The following is a 21,007-nucleotide window of genomic DNA, read 5'->3' as shown; positions in this document are numbered from 1 at the left end:
ACTCATAGAAAGCTTTGTATTATGGTATTTTTGTTCTACTAATTAGTTTATTGTTCGATTGTGTGTAGTAAAAAACTAGTTGCCATTTGGAATTGTTGATCATTCTGACGATCTGTTTTATAATTTTTCAATGTTTCATTCAAGCTATTAAAGAAGGTCGTATCCATATAAAATTCATCTTCTGCTAGCTTTAATTTTTTCTGTTTTCGATAAAGGTTAACCGCTTCAGCCGTTGTATCATCCATATAGCCATCTAACCGATCTATTTGATAGCCAAGTTTCTGCAAGGCATTTTGTGAATAAGAAATTTCCTCGCTCATATCGCCCACTTTAAACTTCCCTGTCAGTGGATGTAGTTGAAAAGCGAACAATTCATTTTGCTCAATTACTAAACTAGCCTCGATGCCTTGCCCATGAATCCATTCTCGCTTCGGTGTTAGCCATTTATTTGTAGATAATTTAAGCTCTCCTCCATTAGAAAGCTCCCATGATTCCTGCACCGTTCCTTTCCCAAAGCTCTTCACTCCAACAAGAGAAGCACGTCCCCAGCTTTTTAAGGCTCCGCTTAATACTTCACTTGCAGAAGCACTACCTTGGTTTTGTAAAACAACAATCGGAATCTTGTTCATCTTTTCTAAATATTTTTCATCGATACCTTTTGTTTGTGTTTTTAATGGTTCCATAGCACCTTCAGCATTTTGCATATATGCAAATACCTTGCCACTATCTAATACTGTGCTTAGTAGCGCTGCGACGCTATGTAAATAACCCCCTGGATTATCACGAACATCAATAACAATTCCTTCAACGTCTTTCCGAAGTAACTTACTTGTTTCAGCAACCCACTCATTTGCCGTCTTCTCACCAAACAGAGAGATAGAAACATAGCCAATTGTCGTGTCCTCTACTTTTACAACTTCACTTGAGACCGTCTTGTTAGAGATAGCTGCCCGTTCCATCGTCATTTTAATATGCTTATCCTCACTTGGACGGTACACAACAATAGTTACCTTCGTCCCCTTCTCCCCTTGAATTAAATGCATTAATTCACTCATCGTTTTCCCATCTACACGAACACCATCAACTTGTACAATTTCATCAAGTGAACGCATACCAGCCTTCTCTGCTGGTGATGAACGAACAGGGGAAACTACGATAAATTTCCCTTTATTTTCTGAGAGTTCAATACCAATACCTACTCTTTCCTCAGCTAGCATTTGTCGATGTTGCTCAGCCTCTTCCTTGGAATAATAAGTGCTGTAAGGGTCCTTAATGGCATCTGCCATACCTCGAAGGGCTCCTTCCACCAATGCATCCTTTTTTGTATTGTACACTGATTTTTCTTCAATGAGGGTTATGGCCTCACCAATTGTGTCAACCTCCGTAACAGGCTCCTTTTTATCACCCATATTAAACCAATCAAAGTAAATACCACTGCCTACCACTAAACTACTAAGTAGGACACCGACACCGGCCGTTAATTTGCGCAAATCTTCCCTCCTCCGTCTCTTTTACTGTATGACACTATTTTTTCAAACATACAAGATTGCTTTTCAAAATTATGAAATGAAGAGATACTTTCTCTCAATTTGTGAATAATTGGCATTATCCTACTGGAATTTGGCCTCATCATGCGCGAGCTTCTATTCACTTAAAGATTTTTCATCACTGAGTCAGTGAAAAATAAAAAAAACTGCTCGTTTCAACTATAGAAATCGAACAGATTTTTTATGAACTAATCTAATGCATCTACATATTCTTTTAACATATCCACGTCCATTGGTCCTTTGATGGCACGCTGAATATAACCGTTAGAATCAATAAAATAAGTGGTCGGTATGGTAATAATTTGATAGTCCGAGCCGGCTGAATTTTCAGGGTCCAACAAAATTGGGAATGTTAGCTCAAAGCTATCTCTAAAAGTCATCACCGTATCCACTTTCGCATCAGCTGTCACATCACGCTCAGCGGATGTTAAATTGACAGCTATGATTTCAACATTTTTTTCTTTCCCATATTCATCATAGAAACTTTGCATATGAGGCATTTCTGCCTTACATGGTGGACACCATGTCGCCCAGAAATTTAACACAACCTTCTTTCCACGAAGATCACTTAATTTGACGTTTTTCCCGTCTAAGCTTGTTAACGAAAAATCAGGCGGCGTATCTCCATTGCCTAAACCAATTTTTCGCTCCTCAATATCCTTGCCAAGAGCAGATTTCTCAATTGCTCGGTCTTCATCAATTTGCTGTTTTACATATGTACCAATCATCGCAACTACTAAAAGCACGACAATCAGCAGTCCAATATTTTTTTTCATCCTTTACCTCCCTCTTTGATTCCTTCTTGTTCTAAAATAATGCCAAGACAAAGCAATACTAGACTAATACCTACAGCCGTTTGCCATATACCAAGTGGCTGGAAGAAAGCAACAATGCTTAGGCCAGTAGTATAAAGTATTAAGCCACGCTTAATCCCCTGCATTTTCCATAGTATGAAGATGGTCAAAACACTTAGTACCAGTAATGTAGTGATCTCACTCGTTGTAGAGTTGTCGTTGAGCAGTACAACAAGCCATTGATAAATGGATTGGGTTAAGATGATTGCCCAGCTATACGCCATCACATGATGGCCTTGTAATGGGAGCTTTTGTCGCTTCCGCCATATTTGCAAAGATGCAACAATGGCGCCAAGAAAGACGCCAACCGTACCTCCGTTGAAATATAGTAAGGAGATGGGTTGCGCCACAACTGTTTTAAAGTCAGTGACAAGCAAGCTAAATTTCCAAACAAGTATAAACGTAAAGGCTGCATCACTATATGCCTCAGACCACTTTTTTGAAAATTGTAAACGTAGAATAAGCCAAACTATGAAAAATGTAATAAGCAGAGCAATTGCAGTTGCTGGTAAAGTTAGTGCTCGGATGGAGTACCAATCTGTATTGATCACTCTATAATCCACCTCCGAAAGATACATACAGCATAGCATAGAACGTTTTCAAAATAAGCCTGTTTCACATTGTGTTCAGAAAATCTTAAGAAATATACCCCACTATGTATATATTCATCATAACATTAAATAGAATTTGATAATAGGAAAAGGAAGGTGCCTCCCTTTTTCAACACTACCTTCAATAATTACTGTCTATCAAATAGTTATGTTTAGCTAGTAATTCTATTATTTTTTGCTGGAGCACTAAACATAATTAAGAACTTCATAATGATGAAGGACAAAAAAAAGCTACACACTAGATTGGCTCTAATGTATAGCTTATAGTTTTTACAACGGAATATATTTTAACGGGTTTACACTACCAACTGCCTGTCCTCTCCAAGGACCAATGTGCACTTCGAAGTGTAAGTGTGGACCAGTAGAACGACCAGTACTACCCATTGCAGCAATTTGCTGTCCCTGTGTTACTTCTTGTCCTACACTCACATTAAATGAATTTAAATGTGCATATACAGTTGTATAGATTTGCCCATCTACCGAATGTGTAAGAATGACCACATTTCCATATGAGCTTAATGGTGCAGCGTAAGCAACTACACCATCTGCTGCTGCCCAAATTGGTGTCCCTGTTGAATTGGCAAGATCTACACCATAATGGAATTCTGGGCCTGCTCCAAGGTTACGCCATCCATAAGGTGATGTTAAACGACCATTCGTTGGTTTTATCCATGTACCGTTTGATTGAGGGGCATTGACTGTACCACCAGATGAGCCACCACCGCCATTGTTGGCAGCAGCTGCAGCCGCTGCAGCCGCGGCTGCTTTACGCTTTGCTTCTTGTTGACGAGCAATTTCTGCTAAACGCTTTTGCTCAGAAATAATTTGATCCTGTAATTCTTGGCTTACTTCCAAAGCCTCTGAATACTCTTTTTCAAGTAATACTTTTTCTGATTTTAGCTTTTCTTGCTCTTTTTCTAATTGGTCAACTAATTTATTTTTCTCAGTTTTTTGGCTATTTAATGAAGCTTTTAGTCGTTCAAGCTCCGCTCGTTGGCCTTCTAATTTTTTTCGTTTTTCTTCTACACTTTGCTTTTGTTCTTCTAATTTTTGCTTATCATCTTTTTGATCTTGAATAATTTGACGATCCGCTTCCATTAAGGCATTGACCGCAGAGAATCGATCAATAAAGTCAACAAAACTATTAGAACCTAATAATACGTCTAAATAGCTAACAGAGCCTCCTGCTTGAATTGCTCGAGCTCGCTCTTGTAACAAAACATCGCGCTCTTCAATTTTATGCAAAAGTTCTTTAATAGACTCTTCTAGTTTTTTTATTTCTTCATTTGTTGCTTGAATTTCGGTTTGTACATTTTTTATATCACTATTTGTTTTGTCGATTTCAGCGTTTAATGCTTGAATTTGATCTATGATTTTTTGTTGTTTTTCTTGATTGGCTGTAATTGCATTTGATTTGTTTGAAATGGATGAATTTAATTCATTTTTCTTTGTTTCAATTTGCTTTTTTTCTTCTTTTAAATCCGATAAACTTGTTGCAAACGCTGATGGAGTTTGGATAAAAAGAATGAGAGCAGATGCTACTGCAAGTGTTTTCAATGTGTTTTTCGCCTTACTTTTCACCGATTGAACTCCCCTTCGACTATTCATTTTCCCACTCACAAATATCCGCTGTGAGTGCTAAACTAAATTTTTAAAAATTTACGCACTGACATGAAGCTTCCCCAAATACCGATCAATACACCAATGAGTAACAAAAGACCGCTCACTTGATACACAAGTGGAGAAAAATCTAATACTTGAATGAGCTCACCTTGTAAACGAGGTGCAATAATTTTATATATATTGTGGTAAAGGGTTGTGACAACCGCAATCGGAATAATAGAACCTAAAATACCGAGCCACATTCCTTCCAATAGGAAAGGGATACGTACAAATGAATTCGTGGCACCTACTAGTTTCATAATTTCTATTTCATCTCGTCGAGCAATAATCGTAATTCGAATAGTATTTGAAATTAAGAAAATTGCTGTGAATAATAACCCTAAAATAAGCACGATTCCTACATTACGACTCATATTTAAGAAGTTAAATAGTTTTTCTACTTTTCCTTCGCCATACATAACGTCATATGTATACTCATATTTATCAATCGTCTTCGCCACTTTTGCCGTTTGCTGAGGTTCAGTAGCTTTTACATAAATTACATTACGTAATGGGTTACTTTGCTCAAATAGTTTAAAATCGTCACCAAAATCTTTGACTAATTTGGTTAACTCATCTTCCTTAGTTGAGTAGTTCATTTCTAAGACACCAGGTAATTTTTTAATTTTCTCAATGAGTGCTTTTTCAGCGGCCTCATCTGCTGTCTCATCAATTAAGACTTTTATCTCAACGTCGTTTTCTAAATCAGTTGCCACCTTATTTAAATTCATCATAATAAGCGCAAAAACGCCAACTAGAATAAGTGTAACTGTGACTGCACTGACAGACGCAATAGTCATCCAGCTATTTCGTCCAAGCGACTTTATACTTTCACGGAAGTGGCGCTTTACTGTACTAAATTTCATAGCCGTATTCACCTCCGTGTTCATCACGGACAATTAAACCGCCCTCAATAGCGATCACTCGACGTCGAATCGTATTGACAATTTCACGGTTATGGGTCGCCATTACAATGGTTGTCCCCCGCGCATTAATTTCCTCAAATAAATTCATAATCTCCCATGAAGTTTCTGGATCAAGGTTTCCCGTAGGTTCATCCGCAATCACAACTTTTGGTACATTGACGATAGAGCGTGCAATGGACACACGTTGTTGCTCTCCCCCTGAAAGCTCATTCGGAAACATTCTGGCTTTATGCTTTAATCCAACAAGCTCTAAAACTTCCATAACGCGACGTCTGATCTCATCAGGCTGTTCCTCGATTACTTCTAGTGCAAACGCTACGTTCTCATACACGTTCAAACGAGGTAATAATTTAAAATCTTGGAAAACAACACCAAGTTGACGACGCAAAAAAGGGACTTTCTTATTCTTTAACGTTGCTAAATCGATACCATTAACAATAATCTGCCCTGACGTTGCTTTTTCTTCACGGTACATCAATTTGATAAATGTAGATTTACCTGCACCACTTGGGCCTACTACATACACAAATTCTCCCTGCTTTATATTTACAGAAATACCATTTGTCGCAACAACGCCATTGGGGTACTTCTTTGTCACATTTTTCATTTCTATCATGATTAAACCACCTAAAACTCTCACTATGTAAGAGGTATTTCATTTACTATTATAGCACTCTATTTCTGTTTTTTTATTACAGTTTCATTTCAATCCGTGGTAGTTCCTTCTATTTCGTTCTTTCCTTGCCATAATCCTTAAAAATATGACATACAATAAAAACAGCAATCGACGACATACGGTGTCGATTGCTGTTTCACAAGAAAAAAACATCCAGGCAATCAGCCTGAATGCTTTGTATTAAACTTGCTGCTCATCTGTTGTTGTGTAGCGAATTAAAACAGCACCTGTTTTTGATTCTCCCTCAATAAATAAGCGATTTGCATGTTCCACTTCTTTATCAAAACGGACAACTTTAGAGAGGAATTGATCCTGGGACTCCATTTTGGAAACATCCTGTATTCCGACGTCTACTTTCCCAAAGTTAGTTACCACTTTACCACTTAATGAAATAGTTCGAGGCACATATAATTCAACCGCTCCTGCAACAGTTTGAGCTTTTATTTTGGATGAATTTGTTGAACATGTTGTCACCACAACATGTCCATTCACAGATTTAGCTTCTACTTCATCCAACGCGCCATCTAAATAAACGCGACCATTTAAAGTTTCAGCTTCTAAATCTTTCCCGCGAACCTTCGTTAATTCAATGGAGCCATTAGAGGAATCTACTTCCGCTTTCCCAAAACTGAACTTAGTCCCTTTAATAGCACCATTTAATGTTTTCACCTTTAATTCTTCAACATCTGTATCCTGTAATGAAACACTACCATTCATAAGTCGGACGGATAGCTTTTCAAGTTTATCCTTTGGAACAAGTACCTTCGCATTGACTTGAACAAGCTTTAATTGACTTAGAATTCGAAGTGAATGCTCATCTTCTTTCACAACAAATTGCTCTAAAAAGTGATTGCGTGTTTCTTCTTCACTTTCATTCATAAGCGGTGCCTTCACCTTGCAAATAACTTGAATTGTATCTCCCTCACTGGATTCCAATGAAAAGTTACCATTCGGTAATTCAGCGATAATGCTTTCTACATTGGCAGCAGCCACTTCTTCTGTATGTGTAAACTCAATTTTGTCGCCAAATGGAGAAGCAACATCAAATTCCTTCACCTTTTTGACAGCTGTATTCATCATATCCATAAAAAGAGAACCAATCTGCGTTAAATCTTTACGGAAATCTTGCATCTCATCTTGGAAATGTTTCATAAAGTCTTCTTTTTTCTTGTCGCCATCTTTAGACTTTTCTTCAAATAGTGACTCTTTGTCAGTTGAAAATGACTGTGACTCTTTAGACACATCATCCATAACATTTTGAGTAGATTTGCCAGATTGCTCTAATGCCTCTAATAATGTAATCGCCTCTTGTGCCGAAATCGTACCTTTTTCTACAAGTTCTAAAATTCGTTGACGTTCATTTTGCATAACTAAATAGCCTCCCTCAGTTCGTTATACTATTTATACGATTCTTTAATTGAAAAGTTTCACTGCAAAATTGAAATAATATGGATTTTCTATCACAACCAAGGCTTTCCTTCTCGTCAGCTTGAAAGATGTGCTCCAATCTTCTTTAATTCTATAGATTAAGTAGCGCTTTTCGCATTCCGTTGATGATTAGGATTAAGATTTAGAAGCTTCTGCTAGAACTGCATCCATTCTCATACGGTCGCGTTCTAAAATTGGTTTTAAATACTTTCCTGTGTAAGAACCAGGCACTTCTGCCACTTCTTCAGGTGTACCTGTTGCAATGATCGTCCCACCTTTGTCTCCACCCTCAGGACCTAAATCGATTAGATAATCAGCTGTTTTGATAACATCTAGATTGTGTTCAATGACTAAAACGGAGTCGCCATTTTCAACAAGACGTTGTAGCACGACAAGTAAACGCGCTATATCGTCTGCATGTAAGCCTGTCGTTGGTTCATCTAGAATATAGAATGATTTACCTGTTGAACGTCGATGTAATTCAGATGCTAATTTTACACGCTGCGCTTCTCCTCCTGACAATGTTGTGGCAGGTTGTCCTAATTTCATATAACCTAAGCCGACATCTACAATAGTTTGTAGCTTACGTTGGATTTTAGGAATATTTTCAAAGAACACTACTGCATTTTCAATTGTCATATCCAGAATATCTGCGATACTCTTATCTTTATATTTCACTTCAAGTGTTTCACGGTTATAGCGTTTCCCGTGACAAACTTCACAAGGGACATACACATCCGGGAGGAAATGCATTTCTATTTTTATTATTCCATCTCCACGGCATGCTTCACAGCGGCCACCCTTGACATTAAAGCTAAAACGACCTTTTTTATAGCCTCTTACCTTTGCTTCATTTGTGGTAGCGAAAACATCACGTATATCATCAAAGACTCCCGTGTAAGTGGCTGGATTCGAGCGTGGGGTACGGCCAATTGGGGATTGGTCAATATCGATGACTTTTTCAAGTTCATCCATCCCCGTTACCTCTTTATGTTCTCCTGGTTTAACCTTGGAACGATTCAGCTTCTGTGCCAATGATTTATATAATATTTCATTAATCAGCGTAGATTTCCCTGAACCAGACACACCCGTTACTGCGACAAATAAACCAAGTGGGACGTCGACTTTGACATTGCGTAAATTATTCTCCTTGGCACCCTTAATCGAAAGCTTACGACCATTTGGTTGACGTCTTTCCACTGGCAATGGAATAAATTTTTTACCACTTAAATATTGTCCTGTTAAAGAATTATCATTTTCCATGACTTCCTGTGGTGTACCAGCTGCAACAATTTGACCACCATGTACACCAGCCCCTGGTCCAACGTCAATCAGATAATCAGCTGCTAGCATCGTATCTTCATCATGCTCCACCACAATTAGTGTATTACCAATATCTCGCATGTTTTGTAAGGTGCTAATCAAACGATCATTATCCCGTTGGTGCAAACCAATCGATGGTTCATCTAAAATATAGAGAACGCCCGTTAATCGTGACCCTATTTGCGTAGCAAGACGAATACGTTGTGCTTCCCCACCTGATAATGTGCCTGCTGCACGACTTAAAGTTAAATAGTCTAAACCTACATTGACAAGGAAGCCTAGTCTTTCTTCTATTTCTCGTAAAACTAGACGAGCAATTTGCATATCCTTTTCAGTGAGATCTAGCTCTTTGAAAAATGTATCGGCTTCCTGAATCGAATATTGTGTCACTTCACCAATATGCTTATCAGCAACTTTCACTGCCAATGTTTCTGGCTTTAAACGATAACCCTTACAGGAAGGACAAGCCTGTTGTGCCATATATTTTTCCATTTGCTCACGAACATAATCTGAAGTTGTCTCTTTAAAACGACGTTCTACATTTCGCACAACACCTTCAAATTCAATCATTTGGTCTCGCACATTGCCAAACTCATTTTCATAATGGAAGTGAATTTTCTCTTTGCCTGAACCATATAAAACTTTATCCATCTTGTCCTTTGGTAAATCTTTTACTGGTACATCCATTGGAATCTCATAGTGGTCACATACTGCTTTTAATAATTGAGGATAGTACTGTGAACTTGTAGGCTCCCAAGGTGCAATAGCATGCTCTAACAAGGAACGATCCCAATCTGGCACCACTAAATCTAAATCCACCTCTTGTGTGGAGCCTAAGCCATCACAGCTAGGACAAGCACCAAATGGACTATTAAATGAAAACATGCGTGGCTCTAGCTCTCCAATGGAAAAACCACAAATTGGACAGGCATGATGTTCACTAAACAGTAATTCCTCGTGCTCCATGACATCTACAAGAACACGACCATCTGCTAAACGAAGAGCTGTCTCTAAAGAATCACTTAAACGTGCAGCAATACCTTCCTTCATTACAACACGGTCGATCACAACCTCAATGGAATGCTTTTTATTTTTATCAAGATCAATCGCATCATCTAAATCTCGTAAATCCCCATCAATACGCACACGAACGAAGCCTTGTTTTTTTAAATCTTCCAGTAGTTTTACATGTGTTCCTTTACGACCAGAAACCATTGGCGCAAGAAGTTGCATCTTGGTTCTTTCTGGATAAGATAATAAACGGTCCACCATTTGCTCAATCGTTTGGGAAGTAATTTCTATCCCATGATTCGGACAAATCGGCTTACCAATACGTGCATAAAGTAAACGTAAGTAATCATAGATTTCTGTAACTGTCCCGACCGTAGAGCGTGGGTTACGACTCGTCGTTTTTTGGTCAATTGAAATAGCAGGCGATAATCCTTCAATTGCATCAACATCTGGTTTGTCCATTTGTCCAAGAAACTGGCGAGCATAGGCGGACAGAGACTCGACATAACGTCGTTGTCCCTCCGCATAAATCGTATCAAACGCTAGTGAAGATTTACCTGAACCTGATAATCCTGTTAAAACGACTAATTGATCACGTGGAATTGTGACATTAATATTTTTTAAATTATGAGCACGTGCACCTTGCACGACAATTTCAGTATTTTTCACAAGTCATTCACCCTTCTACCTTCAATTCAAATATTGTATCTCTAAGCTCCGCTGCACGTTCGAAATCAAGCGCTTTTGCTGCTTCCTTCATTTCTATTTCTAGAGAAGCTAAGAGCTGTTCTCTTTCTGCCTTTGTCAGCTTTTTGCCCTTCGTCGCCTTTGTTACATAGGATTCTTCTTCTTCTGCCACTTGTGTAGCACGAATTACTTCTGGTATTTTTTTGCTAATAGTTTGAGGTGTAATACCATGCTCTTCGTTATATGCCATTTGCAATGCACGACGACGTTTTGTTTCATCCAGTGCCTTTTTCATCGAGTCTGTTACATGATCCGCATACATGATGACATGACCATTCGCATTACGCGCAGCTCGGCCAATCGTTTGAATGAGTGAACGTTCAGAACGTAAGAACCCTTCTTTATCTGCATCTAAAATGGCTACAAGTGATACTTCAGGAATATCAAGGCCTTCACGCAATAAGTTAATGCCAATTAGTACATCGTATGTGCCCTTCCGTAGCTCACGGATAATCTCAATACGCTCTAATGTTTTAATCTCAGAATGCAAATATTCAACCTTTAAGCCCATCTCCTTCAAATAGGCGGTTAAATCCTCTGACATTTTCTTCGTTAGCGTTGTTACTAACACTCGCTCATCACGTGCAATTCGATCCTGAATTTCATCAATCAAGTTATCTATTTGACCTTCAATTGGGCGGACATCAATTAATGGATCCAATAAACCAGTAGGTCGAATAATTTGCTGGATCATTTCTGGTGTATGCTCCAACTCATAAGGCCCTGGTGTGGCAGATACATAAATAGCTTGATGTACTCGAGCTTCGTATTCTTCAAAACGCAATGGACGGTTATCTAGAGCAGATGGTAAGCGGAAACCATGTTCTACCAGTACCCCTTTACGTGCTTGGTCACCGTTATACATCCCTCGTACCTGTGGGAGAGTTACGTGACTTTCATCTACTACAAGTAAAAAGTCCTCAGGGAAATAATCAAGCAAAGTATAAGGAGTAGCACCTGCTTCACGTAAAGTTAAGTGACGGGAATAGTTCTCAATCCCCGAACAAAAGCCCATTTCACGCATCATTTCTAAATCATAACGCGTTCGTTGCTCTAGACGTTGAGCCTCCAACAATTTATCCTCGGCACGCAATAATGCCAAACGATCTTCTAATTCTTTTTCGATATTTTCAATTGCTTTTCGCATTTTTTCTTCTCGTGTAACGAAGTGGGATGCTGGAAAAATAGCAACATGCTCTCGATCTGATAATATTTCTCCAGTTAAAGCATCTACTTCACGGATACGATCAATTTCATCCCCAAAAAATTCGACACGAATACAATGTTCATCACGCGAGGCTGGGAAAATTTCAACTACATCTCCTCGTACCCGAAACGTTCCACGTGTAAAACTAACATCATTGCGCTCATATTGAACATCTACAAGTTTGCGCAGTAACTGATTACGTTCAATTTCCATACCTGTGCGAATCGATACAACCATTTCACGATATTCTTCTGGAGAACCAAGACCGTAAATACAGGATACAGATGCAATAATAATGACATCATCACGCTCAAATAATGCCGAAGTTGCAGAGTGGCGCAGCTTATCAATTTCATCGTTAATGCTAGAATCCTTTTCTATATAAGTATCTGTCTGCGGTACATAGGCTTCTGGTTGGTAGTAATCATAGTAACTAACAAAATATTCTACAGCGTTATTTGGAAAGAACTCTTTGAACTCACTATATAATTGGCCCGCCAATGTTTTATTGTGTGCCATAATGAGTGTCGGTTTTTTAACCTGCTGGATGACATTAGAAATCGTAAACGTTTTTCCAGTTCCTGTAGCACCTAGTAACGTTTGATGACGCTTGCCTGCCTTCACACCCTCCACTAATTCCGCAATTGCCTGTGGCTGGTCCCCATTAGGCTGATATGGCGCTTGTAAATCAAAAGTTTGCACACCTGTCCCCGTCCTTTCTTTCCAATTTGTACATATATTTTAGCATAGCAATATTAAAATATCGAACATTTAACGAACGAATGTTTGTAATTTTTTTCTATCCCTAAAATGGAAGATGGCCCATCAACCTTCTACTTTCATCATAGCCGTTTCAACAGGTTTTCAAGCTTTATCTATTCATTAGTCAATTATAGAATGGTAGTCGCAATTTCTCGTTTCTCATTTTTAGTGCAATTTCATAAATTGAGTGCATTGGACCCCACCCACTCTATCATTTCCAAAAACAAAAATCCCGCTCTCCATAGACGCGGAGAGCGGAATAATTAGTATGATTCATCTTCTGTTTGATGCAAGGAGTTTAGTTCGGTTGCGTATTGATAAAATGCGTTTTCATCTTTATCATCGAGCGCTCTATCTATCAGAACTATGAGCTGCTCTTGTCGATGCATACGCTGGATACGATTTAAAAATAAATCTAAATAAATCTCGTTTAATAATCTCTCTGCCTCATCAACTTTTTTTGAATGACCAACGGCTTTTAGAAAATCTGTGTACGAATAATATTTATCCAACGATCTCACCCCGATCCTTTTCTAAATTATATGAAAATTGAAATTAAAAAGCAATGCTTACGATTTGAAAATAACTTGAATTAGCTACTAAACTCGTGAAGTTTAAAGCAAACTCTCTAAGCATTTCATTCATTTATAAGCCTTGTTCCATTATTTTGTATATTTTTTGAAATTCATATTATGTACTACACTACGATTATCAATAGAAAAGGGAGGCACTTTCACTATGACTACCAAATTTGTTAATGGCTATTTAATTTCCTTTAACACTTACTTGCTACAACCTATTCAGCATGACGCTAAAGTTTTTACTCATGTTATTGACAAACATAATGAGCTAATTGTTACTCGGAAACCGATGCATGTACTAAGAAAATCCTGTATATCATTAGGCTCCACCTATGAAGCTGCCAAGCAATCTGCTAAACGTTTTTTTGGTAATCAACATAAGCTACCAATAGTTGTGGCTTTTGATTATGGGTTTCCTTGCATTTTTCTACCAACCTATTCACCGAATTCAATTCATAATATATGGATAGGACTCCATGCTATTACTAACATTACACCTAGTAAAACAGGATGTGTTGTCACATTAAAAAATGATAAAAAGATTGAGCTACCTATTCAATATGCTTCTATTAGTAAGCAGTTTGTAAATGCATCAATGCTCTATAAACATTATATGAACGAACGAAAACAGCTTAGTCAAGACTCCCCCTATCATCCACCCTTTTAACTACAAGAATCCCCCAAGATTAACTCTTGGGGGATGGATATTAATTAATTTTTGAACGTAAGTACGCATTAATAAACGGATCTAAATCTCCGTCCATTACCGCTCCGACATTCCCTGTTTCTTCATTGGTACGATGATCTTTTACCATAGAGTATGGATGGAATACATAAGAGCGAATTTGCGAGCCCCAGCCAATGTCCTTTTGTTCACCACGGATCTCATCAAGCTGCGCCTGTTGCTTCTCTAGCTCTAATTGATATAATTTCCCTTTTAACATAGCCATCGCTTTTTCACGGTTTTTAATTTGTGAACGTTCTGCTTGGCATTGTACAACCGTGCCAGTCGGGATGTGTGTAATACGAACAGCTGAATCTGTTGTATTGATGTGCTGACCACCCGCACCTGTCGCACGATACGTATCAATTTTCAAATCTTCTGTGCGAATATCAATTTCAATATTCTCGTCAAACTCTGGCATAACATCACAAGAAACGAAAGAAGTATGACGACGTCCTGAAGAATCAAATGGGGAAATACGTACTAGGCGATGGACACCTTTTTCGGCCTGTAAATAACCGAAAGCATTATGCCCCTTAATCGAAATGGTTACAGATTTAATCCCTGCTTCATCACCAGGAAGATAATCCATTGTCTCCACTTTAAAGCCACGCTTCTCAGCCCATCGTGTATACATACGTAAAAGCATAGAACCCCAGTCTTGTGACTCTGTTCCCCCTGCTCCTGGGTGCAATTCTAAAATGGCATTGTTTTGATCGTATGGACCGCTCAATAATAATTGCAGCTCAAAATCAGCCATTTTTTGTTGGAATTCCACCAGCTCTTTTCCCAATTCTTCCTGCAATTCTTCATCTGGCTCTTCACGTAAAAGCTCCAATGTCATATCTAAATTCTCATGTGTTTCTTCTAATTCTTTATATTCATTAACGATTGCTTTTAAGCCATTACCCTCATTAATGATCACCTGTGCACCTTGCTGATCATCCCAGAACCCTGGCTCTAGCATCATTTCATCTAACTCCTGTATACGTGCCTCTTTGTTTTCTAAGTCAAAGAGACCCCCTGAAGTCCACCAATTTTTTGGCTGTAGTATCTAACACATTGCGTACATCTGCTAATTCTATCATTGTAAAATCCTCCGAACGTTTGTAATGGAGCCTAGTGTGAAAGCTCCGTATCTTTTTATTATAACGTTTTTACAGAGGAAAACATACATAAATACACGATCCTAAGTCTCGTCCTCAAGCATATCAAGCGTAAAACGTTGAAATACTTTCACACGATCATATTGAACAAGTAAATGCTTCGTCCTTCTCTCTAATCTATATTTCAATAAAAATGCCCGTTGAATACGATACTCTATCGTTTTGACACTAACATCTACAATGATTTCCTGCCCATTCGTAAAGATTATCTTTGTACTCTTTTTATCCACAGAGATATACTCATCAATATGATGGACAGCAAACCATATACATTCCGGATGTAGAGGCGACTTGCTCGGAAACCATAAAATATTACCTCGCTCATCCACAACGATTGGGTTTTTATTAAGCTTACCTAAAATCATTTTTGATCCATCAAAAGCCCCTCTTAAGCTAGAACCATAATAACGCAGATTATAGTCCATTAACTTTGTCGGCGGTATTTTAGAAATATAATCTTTACTTTTTTCCATTACCCGAGTACATAAATTTCCAAAGGAATCATACACAGGCATATACAGCATAGTTTCACTACTCATAATATCCTTCTTATGCATCATTATTCCCCCTTTATGCACTTATGTTTTCAGCCTAAATAAAAAAAGAATATACAAATGTCCGTACATTCCCGCTTTTTTCTACAAGTCGAAATTGCTTGGAAAACTCTATTACCACCCACATTTCTCCCACCCCATCTTTAATCTTTTGTCACTCTTAATTCTTTGTTTTCAACCCACCTAATTATTAGGTAATAATAGAAGTATTCTCTAAAACTAAATCCCTAATATTACAGCTATTGTATACCCATATTTTACTATTGTCTATAAATTCTGTCTTTTATAACAAAAATTTATTTATTTATAAAAAAAGATCATTTCAACACACAGTTAAAATGACCCTTTCTCTTTATATTATTGAGCTGCGCCATGACAGTTTTTAAACTTCTTACCGCTTCCACACGGACATAAATCATTACGTCCAACATTTTCAGCTTTACGAACTGGTTGCTTTTTCGGAGCAGGACCGCCTTCTTCCTTCGGATTAACAGCCTGACCTTTCGCCACCTCTTCACGCTCAAGATTACTGCGAATTTCTGCCTTCATTGCATACTTCGCAACATCCTCGCGAATGGAAGCAACCATATCTTCGAACATCGCAAAACCTTCTTGTTGATATTCACGAAGTGGATCATTTTGACCGTATGCACGCAGATGGATACCTTGACGAAGTTGATCCATTGCATCAATGTGATCGATCCATTTTGTATCAATAGAACGTAATAAAATAACTTTTTCAAACTCACGCATACGCTCTGGAGTAAGCTCTGCTTCTTTTTCATCATATCGAGCATGAACAGCTTCTGAAATCAATTGATTAATGTCTTCAGCAGATTTGCCTTGGAAATCAGCTACTTTTAGTTGACCTTCCTCTAGCAAGTTAGCAGCCACAAAATCATCAATAGCCTTCAGATTCCAATCTTTTTGCTCCCCTTGTGTATAGAGTCCGACAACATTATCGATCGTCTCTTGAATCATCGATTCCACAAGCACACGCATATTTTCTGTTTCTAGCACATCATAACGCTCTTTATAAATAATCTCACGTTGCTGACGGAGAACATCATCATATTGTAATAAACGCTTACGAGCATCAAAGTTATTACCTTCGACACGTTTCTGCGCTGATTCTACAGCTCTCGATACAACTTTTGATTGCAATGGCTGTGTATCGTCCATTCCTAAACGCATCATCATAGACTTCATATTATCTGAACCGAAACGACGCATTAAATCATCTTCTAGTGATAAATAAAATTGTGTCACCCCTGGATTCCCTTGACGACCAGAACGTCCACGTAGCTGGTTATCAATACGACGGGATTCATGTCTCTCTGTACCAATTACCGCTAACCCGCCAATTTCTAAAACACCTTCACCAGGTTTAATATCGGTACCACGCCCCGCCATATTTGTGGCAATCGTTACAGCACCCTTTGTACCAGCATTCGCAATAATTTCTGCCTCACGTTCATGGTTTTTCGCATTCAGTACATTATGAGGGATTTTATGTTTATCAAGCAATTGCGAAATAATTTCAGATGTTTCAATCGCAACCGTACCAACAAGAACAGGCTGTCCTGCCTTATGGCGCTCTGCAATATCAGCCGCCACCGCTTTATATTTCCCTTCCATAGAAGCAAAAATTAAATCTGGACGGTCATCACGAGCAATTGGCTTATTCGTAGGAATCGCAATAACGCTCATATTGTAAATATTGCGGAACTCTTCTTCCTCAGTTTTCGCTGTACCTGTCATTCCCGCAAGCTTTTGGTACATACGGAAATAGTTTTGGAATGTAATGGTAGCCATTGTCATTGATTCATTTTGAATCTCAACGCCTTCTTTTGCTTCAATAGCTTGGTGGAGGCCATCCGAATATCGGCGCCCCTTCATTAAACGACCAGTAAAGCCGTCAACAATCACAATTTCGCCATCTTGGACAACATAATCGACATCATTATGCATACTCACATGTGCCTTTAACGATTGGTTAATCGCATGATTTAAGCGGACATGTGTTAAATCAAATAAATTGTCAATGCCGAATGCTTTCTCCGCCTTTTCCACACCAGCATCTGTTAATGTAACACCTTTTGTTGACTCTTCGTATGTGTAATCTGTTTCTGCACTTAACATACGTACAAACGCATTAGACTGTTTATACAACTGTGCTGATTTCCCAGCCTGACCGGAAATGATTAATGGTGTACGTGCCTCATCAATTAAAATTGAGTCAACCTCATCGATGACAGCATAGTGAAGTGGGCGTTGAACACGCTCCTCTTTATAAAGCACCATATTATCACGCAAATAGTCAAATCCTAATTCATTGTTTGTGCTATAAGTGATATCCGCTTCATAGGCCGCACGCTTCTCTTCTTTTGACAAGCTATTTAAATTTAAACCTACTGTAAGACCTAAGAAATTATACAGCTGTCCCATCTCAGCAGCGTCACGACTAGCCAAATATTCATTGACTGTGACAACATGCACACCTTTACCAGTAATCGCATTTAAATAAACCGCCATCGTAGCTGTTAACGTTTTACCTTCACCGGTCTTCATCTCTGAAATGTTACCTTCATCAAGGGAAGCAGCCCCCATGATTTGGACACGGAACGGATACATCTCTAACACACGTTTCGACGCTTCGCGACAAACAGCAAAAGCCTCCGCACGAATAGACTCTAACTGCTCCCCATCCGCATAACGCTTTTTAAACTCTTCTGTTTTCGCTTGTAATTGTTCATCTGAAAGCTGTTCCATTTGAGAAGCGAATCCCTCAACCTGGTCAGCGATTTTTTCTAATTTTTTTAACTCACGTTTATTGAAATCAAATAATTTATTTAATAGGTTTGCCATGAATGTTTTTCACTTCCTATATAGATTCAACTTTCATTTTACCATTGTGTAACAGTTTCATGCAAACAGTCACCCTACTTGCATGAGAAAGTCATACAAAAAAGACTCTCGCCATCGCGAGAGCCTTTGTCATCATGAAGTTTAAGTTGTTTCAATTAAGCCATATTTTCCGTCTTTACGTTTATACACAATATTTGTGCCGTTTGATTCAGCATCTGTAAAGACATAGAAATCATGCCCTAACATATTCATTTGTAATACAGCCTCTTCCTGATCCATCGGTTTTAAATCAAATTGCTTAGTACGTACAATGGAGTATTCTTCTTCATCCAAAGTCGTATCAGCGACTGCTTGAGTAGTAGCAAAATAAAGGCCTGCCCCTTCACGCTCACGGAATTTACGGTTTACTTTCGTTTTATGCTTACGAATTTGACGCTCTAATTTATCAACAATGAGATCAACCGCAGCATACATATCATTATGACGCTCTTCAGCACGAAGAGTTAAGTTCTTCATTGGGATTGTAACTTCCACTTTTGTTTGCTTGTCATTATAAACCTTTAAATTTACGTTAGCATTGGCGTTAACATCTTCGTTAAAATAACGTTCAACTTTTTCGATTTTATTCTCAACATACTCTCGAATAGCTGGAGTTACCTCAATATTTTCACCACGAATGTTAAAGTTTAACATGTAAACTCCTCCTTTATAACTGCTATACTATCTATTTCTACACAAGTGTGTGAAATTCCTCTAAAATAATTCTTTATTTTACAAAAAACTTTTATAAAATTAATATTGGCTTTGCTTTTTTGCTTCTGCCGCTTCTTTTTTGCGTCGTAGCTTTAATTCATCTACAATCAACTCTTCAACACGACCTTGATCATTAAAATAAACCCCATATTGCTTACCACTACCAAATGGACGACTCCAAATCACTTCACCATAAGCCCGTACCTCTTGCGTATCAAGCACAAAATGGATATCTAATGGTGGGGGATTCACACCTAAATCCACTTCCGTATACATCTTTAACCCACGCGGACTAATATCCAGCAATTCAGCCATTGCCGTCTGCCCATGATTAACTCGCCCATTTTCATAAACAGCAAAAGTTATTTGAACAGGCTCCTCAAATTTAAATCGGAAACCTTCTTGACGCTTAAAAATCATATTCCCACCCCAGTATATTGTTAAACATTTATATTGCTTTGATTATGACACGATGCCCATCTTACAGCTAGGGGAATAAGTAACATATTTTACCGTTGAACAGCCTAATTTATGACTATTTAGTGATAATTTCTAACAGATGATTCTGTCTTAAAGAAAAGAGACCATCTTGGTGGATGGTCTCTAATAGTGTCTAAATTTGTCCGCTGTTTCCCTGACCAAATTGCTGTTGTCGATTAATGCGAATAACTTCCTTCCACGTATCGCGGAATTCCGTCACTAATCCTTCTACTTCTTCAATAATGGCTACATCATTTTGAATGTTTGCCTCGACTAGACGATGATTCATATATTCGTAAAGAGGTAGCATTTGTTTCGAAATCTCAATATCCATATTAAGCGTTGCCATTAATTCACTTATAATTGCCTGTGCCTTAATAAGATTTGTATTTTTTTCTTGGATATTTTTTTCTTGAATAGCTTGTTTCGCCTTATTCAAGAATTTTAAACATCCATTATAAAGCATTAACGTCAGCTCTCCTGGAGAAGCAGTGGTTACACTATTTTGTTTGTACGCATTTTGTGCTGTTAAATTTGCTGCCAATAAAGGACAACTCCTTTGAAAGGTTACTTATTTACTAGTTTAAACCATTTTCCGAAGAAAAGCTATTTGATCAATTACGCCCAAGCGTAATTGTGTCGGGATTTTGAATTGTGATAGCACAATTCACTTCTTTTAAAAATCCTTGACATACGCCTGGGCCTTATCTTCATTCAGCTTGCGGCTTCCACCACACTGAATGAAGATAAAAGGTCAATTCTTTTTGTCGTAATACATCCCGTCCATCACACGAACATTGGAGTAAGGGTTGAAATATTGCTGTTCACTTTTTTTCGTTTTTTGTAGGTTTGCCATGTCTTGTTTAACTGCATCCATAACAGCTGCTAATCGTTGTTTTATGCCCTTATCTAACTCTAACAGAGTACGATGAATACGATTTTGTTCATCGAATTGAAAACCTTCTTGTCTCAAGCCTTTAATAATTGTTTCACGCTTGTCCAACATGGTATTAATTGTTCCAATATATTCATCACGTTCTTCACCATTTGGAATGTCACCTAAATGCTTAAATAGATTAGCGGACACCTGTAATAGTTGATCTGTTTGATACATTATACTCTCCTAT

Annotated in this window: 18 protein-coding genes; 1 reads left to right on the top strand and 17 read right to left on the bottom strand. The window is 38.2% G+C overall.

What is annotated here, in order from left to right; genetic code table 11:
* Positions 1–47: 47 nt before the first annotated feature.
* From ACE1MS_RS03185 to ACE1MS_RS03140, 10 genes are all read right to left on the bottom strand, one after another.
* Positions 48–1,490 carry a S41 family peptidase gene (locus tag ACE1MS_RS03185; protein ID WP_012292929.1) on the bottom strand — a complete coding sequence of 481 codons (1,443 nt, stop codon included), beginning with the start codon at positions 1,488–1,490 and terminating at the stop codon, positions 48–50.
* A gap of 245 nt (positions 1,491–1,735) precedes the next feature.
* Positions 1,736–2,323 carry a redoxin domain-containing protein gene (locus ACE1MS_RS03180; RefSeq protein WP_012292928.1) on the bottom strand — a complete coding sequence of 196 codons (588 nt, stop codon included), beginning with the start codon at positions 2,321–2,323 and terminating at the stop codon, positions 1,736–1,738.
* Positions 2,320–2,952, bottom strand: a complete 633-nt coding sequence (locus tag ACE1MS_RS03175) for a hypothetical protein (RefSeq protein WP_036160843.1) — start codon at positions 2,950–2,952, stop codon at positions 2,320–2,322. The genes ACE1MS_RS03180 and ACE1MS_RS03175 overlap by 4 nt, the downstream gene beginning before the upstream one ends.
* Before the next feature lie 330 nt (positions 2,953–3,282).
* Positions 3,283–4,593, bottom strand: a complete 1,311-nt coding sequence (locus ACE1MS_RS03170; RefSeq protein WP_031418728.1) for a murein hydrolase activator EnvC family protein — start codon at positions 4,591–4,593, stop codon at positions 3,283–3,285.
* Between the two features lie 62 nt (positions 4,594–4,655).
* Positions 4,656–5,540, bottom strand: coding sequence for a permease-like cell division protein FtsX (gene ftsX, locus ACE1MS_RS03165; RefSeq protein ID WP_031418727.1), 885 nt, complete (start codon positions 5,538–5,540; stop codon positions 4,656–4,658).
* Positions 5,530–6,216 (bottom strand): cell division ATP-binding protein FtsE, encoded by a 687-nt coding sequence (gene ftsE / locus ACE1MS_RS03160; protein WP_025116775.1) that lies wholly within the window; start codon positions 6,214–6,216, stop codon positions 5,530–5,532. Before ftsE ends, ftsX begins: the two co-directional genes overlap by 11 nt.
* Before the next feature lie 240 nt (positions 6,217–6,456).
* Complete coding sequence (locus ACE1MS_RS03155) at positions 6,457–7,644, bottom strand: DUF4097 family beta strand repeat-containing protein (protein WP_012292923.1); 1,188 nt, start codon at positions 7,642–7,644, stop codon at positions 6,457–6,459.
* A gap of 195 nt (positions 7,645–7,839) precedes the next feature.
* Positions 7,840–10,707 carry an excinuclease ABC subunit UvrA gene (uvrA, locus tag ACE1MS_RS03150; protein ID WP_031418725.1) on the bottom strand — a complete coding sequence of 956 codons (2,868 nt, stop codon included), beginning with the start codon at positions 10,705–10,707 and terminating at the stop codon, positions 7,840–7,842.
* Positions 10,708–10,714: 7 nt separating this feature from the next.
* Positions 10,715–12,694 carry an excinuclease ABC subunit UvrB gene (uvrB, locus tag ACE1MS_RS03145; RefSeq protein ID WP_012292921.1) on the bottom strand — a complete coding sequence of 660 codons (1,980 nt, stop codon included), beginning with the start codon at positions 12,692–12,694 and terminating at the stop codon, positions 10,715–10,717.
* Between the two features lie 323 nt (positions 12,695–13,017).
* The gene (locus tag ACE1MS_RS03140; protein ID WP_012292920.1) at positions 13,018–13,266 is read right to left on the bottom strand and encodes an IDEAL domain-containing protein; all 249 of its coding nucleotides are present in this window, start codon (positions 13,264–13,266) and stop codon (positions 13,018–13,020) included.
* 226 nt (positions 13,267–13,492) lie between these two features.
* On the opposite strand from ACE1MS_RS03140, the gene ACE1MS_RS03135 reads away from it, so the two are divergent.
* Positions 13,493–14,002, top strand: coding sequence for a competence protein ComK (locus ACE1MS_RS03135; protein ID WP_031418723.1), 510 nt, complete (start codon positions 13,493–13,495; stop codon positions 14,000–14,002).
* A 40-nt stretch (positions 14,003–14,042) separates the two neighbouring features.
* On the opposite strand, the gene prfB is transcribed toward ACE1MS_RS03135, so the two are convergent.
* The 7 genes from prfB to ACE1MS_RS03100 all read right to left on the bottom strand — a co-directional run bounded on the left by prfB (position 14,043) and on the right by ACE1MS_RS03100 (position 20,994).
* A protein-coding gene (gene prfB / locus ACE1MS_RS03130) for a peptide chain release factor 2 (RefSeq protein ID WP_206700897.1) occupies positions 14,043–15,147 on the bottom strand; the annotation gives its coding sequence in 2 pieces (ribosomal slippage) (positions 14,043–15,071 and positions 15,073–15,147; 1,104 coding nt in all).
* A gap of 101 nt (positions 15,148–15,248) precedes the next feature.
* A complete protein-coding gene (locus ACE1MS_RS03125) occupies positions 15,249–15,782 on the bottom strand; it encodes a competence protein ComK (protein WP_036160840.1) in 534 nt (177 codons plus the stop codon).
* 354 nt (positions 15,783–16,136) lie between these two features.
* A complete protein-coding gene (gene secA / locus ACE1MS_RS03120; RefSeq protein ID WP_012292916.1) occupies positions 16,137–18,647 on the bottom strand; it encodes a preprotein translocase subunit SecA in 2,511 nt (836 codons plus the stop codon).
* A 141-nt stretch (positions 18,648–18,788) separates the two neighbouring features.
* Positions 18,789–19,340, bottom strand: a complete 552-nt coding sequence (gene hpf / locus ACE1MS_RS03115; protein WP_012292915.1) for a ribosome hibernation-promoting factor, HPF/YfiA family — start codon at positions 19,338–19,340, stop codon at positions 18,789–18,791.
* Positions 19,341–19,439: 99 nt separating this feature from the next.
* Positions 19,440–19,820, bottom strand: a complete 381-nt coding sequence (locus ACE1MS_RS03110) for a PilZ domain-containing protein (RefSeq protein WP_008178814.1) — start codon at positions 19,818–19,820, stop codon at positions 19,440–19,442.
* Positions 19,821–20,013: 193 nt separating this feature from the next.
* On the bottom strand, positions 20,014–20,424 hold the full coding sequence (gene fliS, locus ACE1MS_RS03105) for a flagellar export chaperone FliS (protein ID WP_012292914.1): 411 nt from the start codon (positions 20,422–20,424) through the stop codon (positions 20,014–20,016).
* A gap of 210 nt (positions 20,425–20,634) precedes the next feature.
* Positions 20,635–20,994: a flagellar protein FliT gene (locus ACE1MS_RS03100; protein ID WP_031418718.1), complete on the bottom strand. Its 360-nt coding sequence runs from the start codon at positions 20,992–20,994 to the stop codon at positions 20,635–20,637.
* Positions 20,995–21,007 lie beyond the last annotated feature (13 nt).

Source organism: Lysinibacillus sp. fkY74-1, from assembly GCF_053165895.1.
Note: the sequence above shows the minus strand (reverse complement) of the source record. Positions and strands in the feature narration are given on the sequence as shown.

What these genes read in the sequence shown, in the direction of transcription:
- ACE1MS_RS03180 (WP_012292928.1), bottom strand. Translation starts at nt 2,323, where the DNA reads ATGAAAAAAAATATTGGACTGCTGATTGTCGTGCTTTTAGTAGTTGCG.
- ftsX (WP_031418727.1), bottom strand. Translation starts at nt 5,540, where the DNA reads ATGAAATTTAGTACAGTAAAGCGCCACTTCCGTGAAAGTATAAAGTCG.
- ftsE (WP_025116775.1), bottom strand. Translation starts at nt 6,216, where the DNA reads ATGATAGAAATGAAAAATGTGACAAAGAAGTACCCCAATGGCGTTGTT.
- ACE1MS_RS03155 (WP_012292923.1), bottom strand. Translation starts at nt 7,644, where the DNA reads ATGCAAAATGAACGTCAACGAATTTTAGAACTTGTAGAAAAAGGTACG.
- ACE1MS_RS03135 (WP_031418723.1), top strand. Translation starts at nt 13,493, where the DNA reads ATGACTACCAAATTTGTTAATGGCTATTTAATTTCCTTTAACACTTAC.
- ACE1MS_RS03125 (WP_036160840.1), bottom strand. Translation starts at nt 15,782, where the DNA reads ATGCATAAGAAGGATATTATGAGTAGTGAAACTATGCTGTATATGCCT.
- secA (WP_012292916.1), bottom strand. Translation starts at nt 18,647, where the DNA reads ATGGCAAACCTATTAAATAAATTATTTGATTTCAATAAACGTGAGTTA.
- hpf (WP_012292915.1), bottom strand. Translation starts at nt 19,340, where the DNA reads ATGTTAAACTTTAACATTCGTGGTGAAAATATTGAGGTAACTCCAGCT.
- ACE1MS_RS03110 (WP_008178814.1), bottom strand. Translation starts at nt 19,820, where the DNA reads ATGATTTTTAAGCGTCAAGAAGGTTTCCGATTTAAATTTGAGGAGCCT.
- ACE1MS_RS03100 (WP_031418718.1), bottom strand. Translation starts at nt 20,994, where the DNA reads ATGTATCAAACAGATCAACTATTACAGGTGTCCGCTAATCTATTTAAG.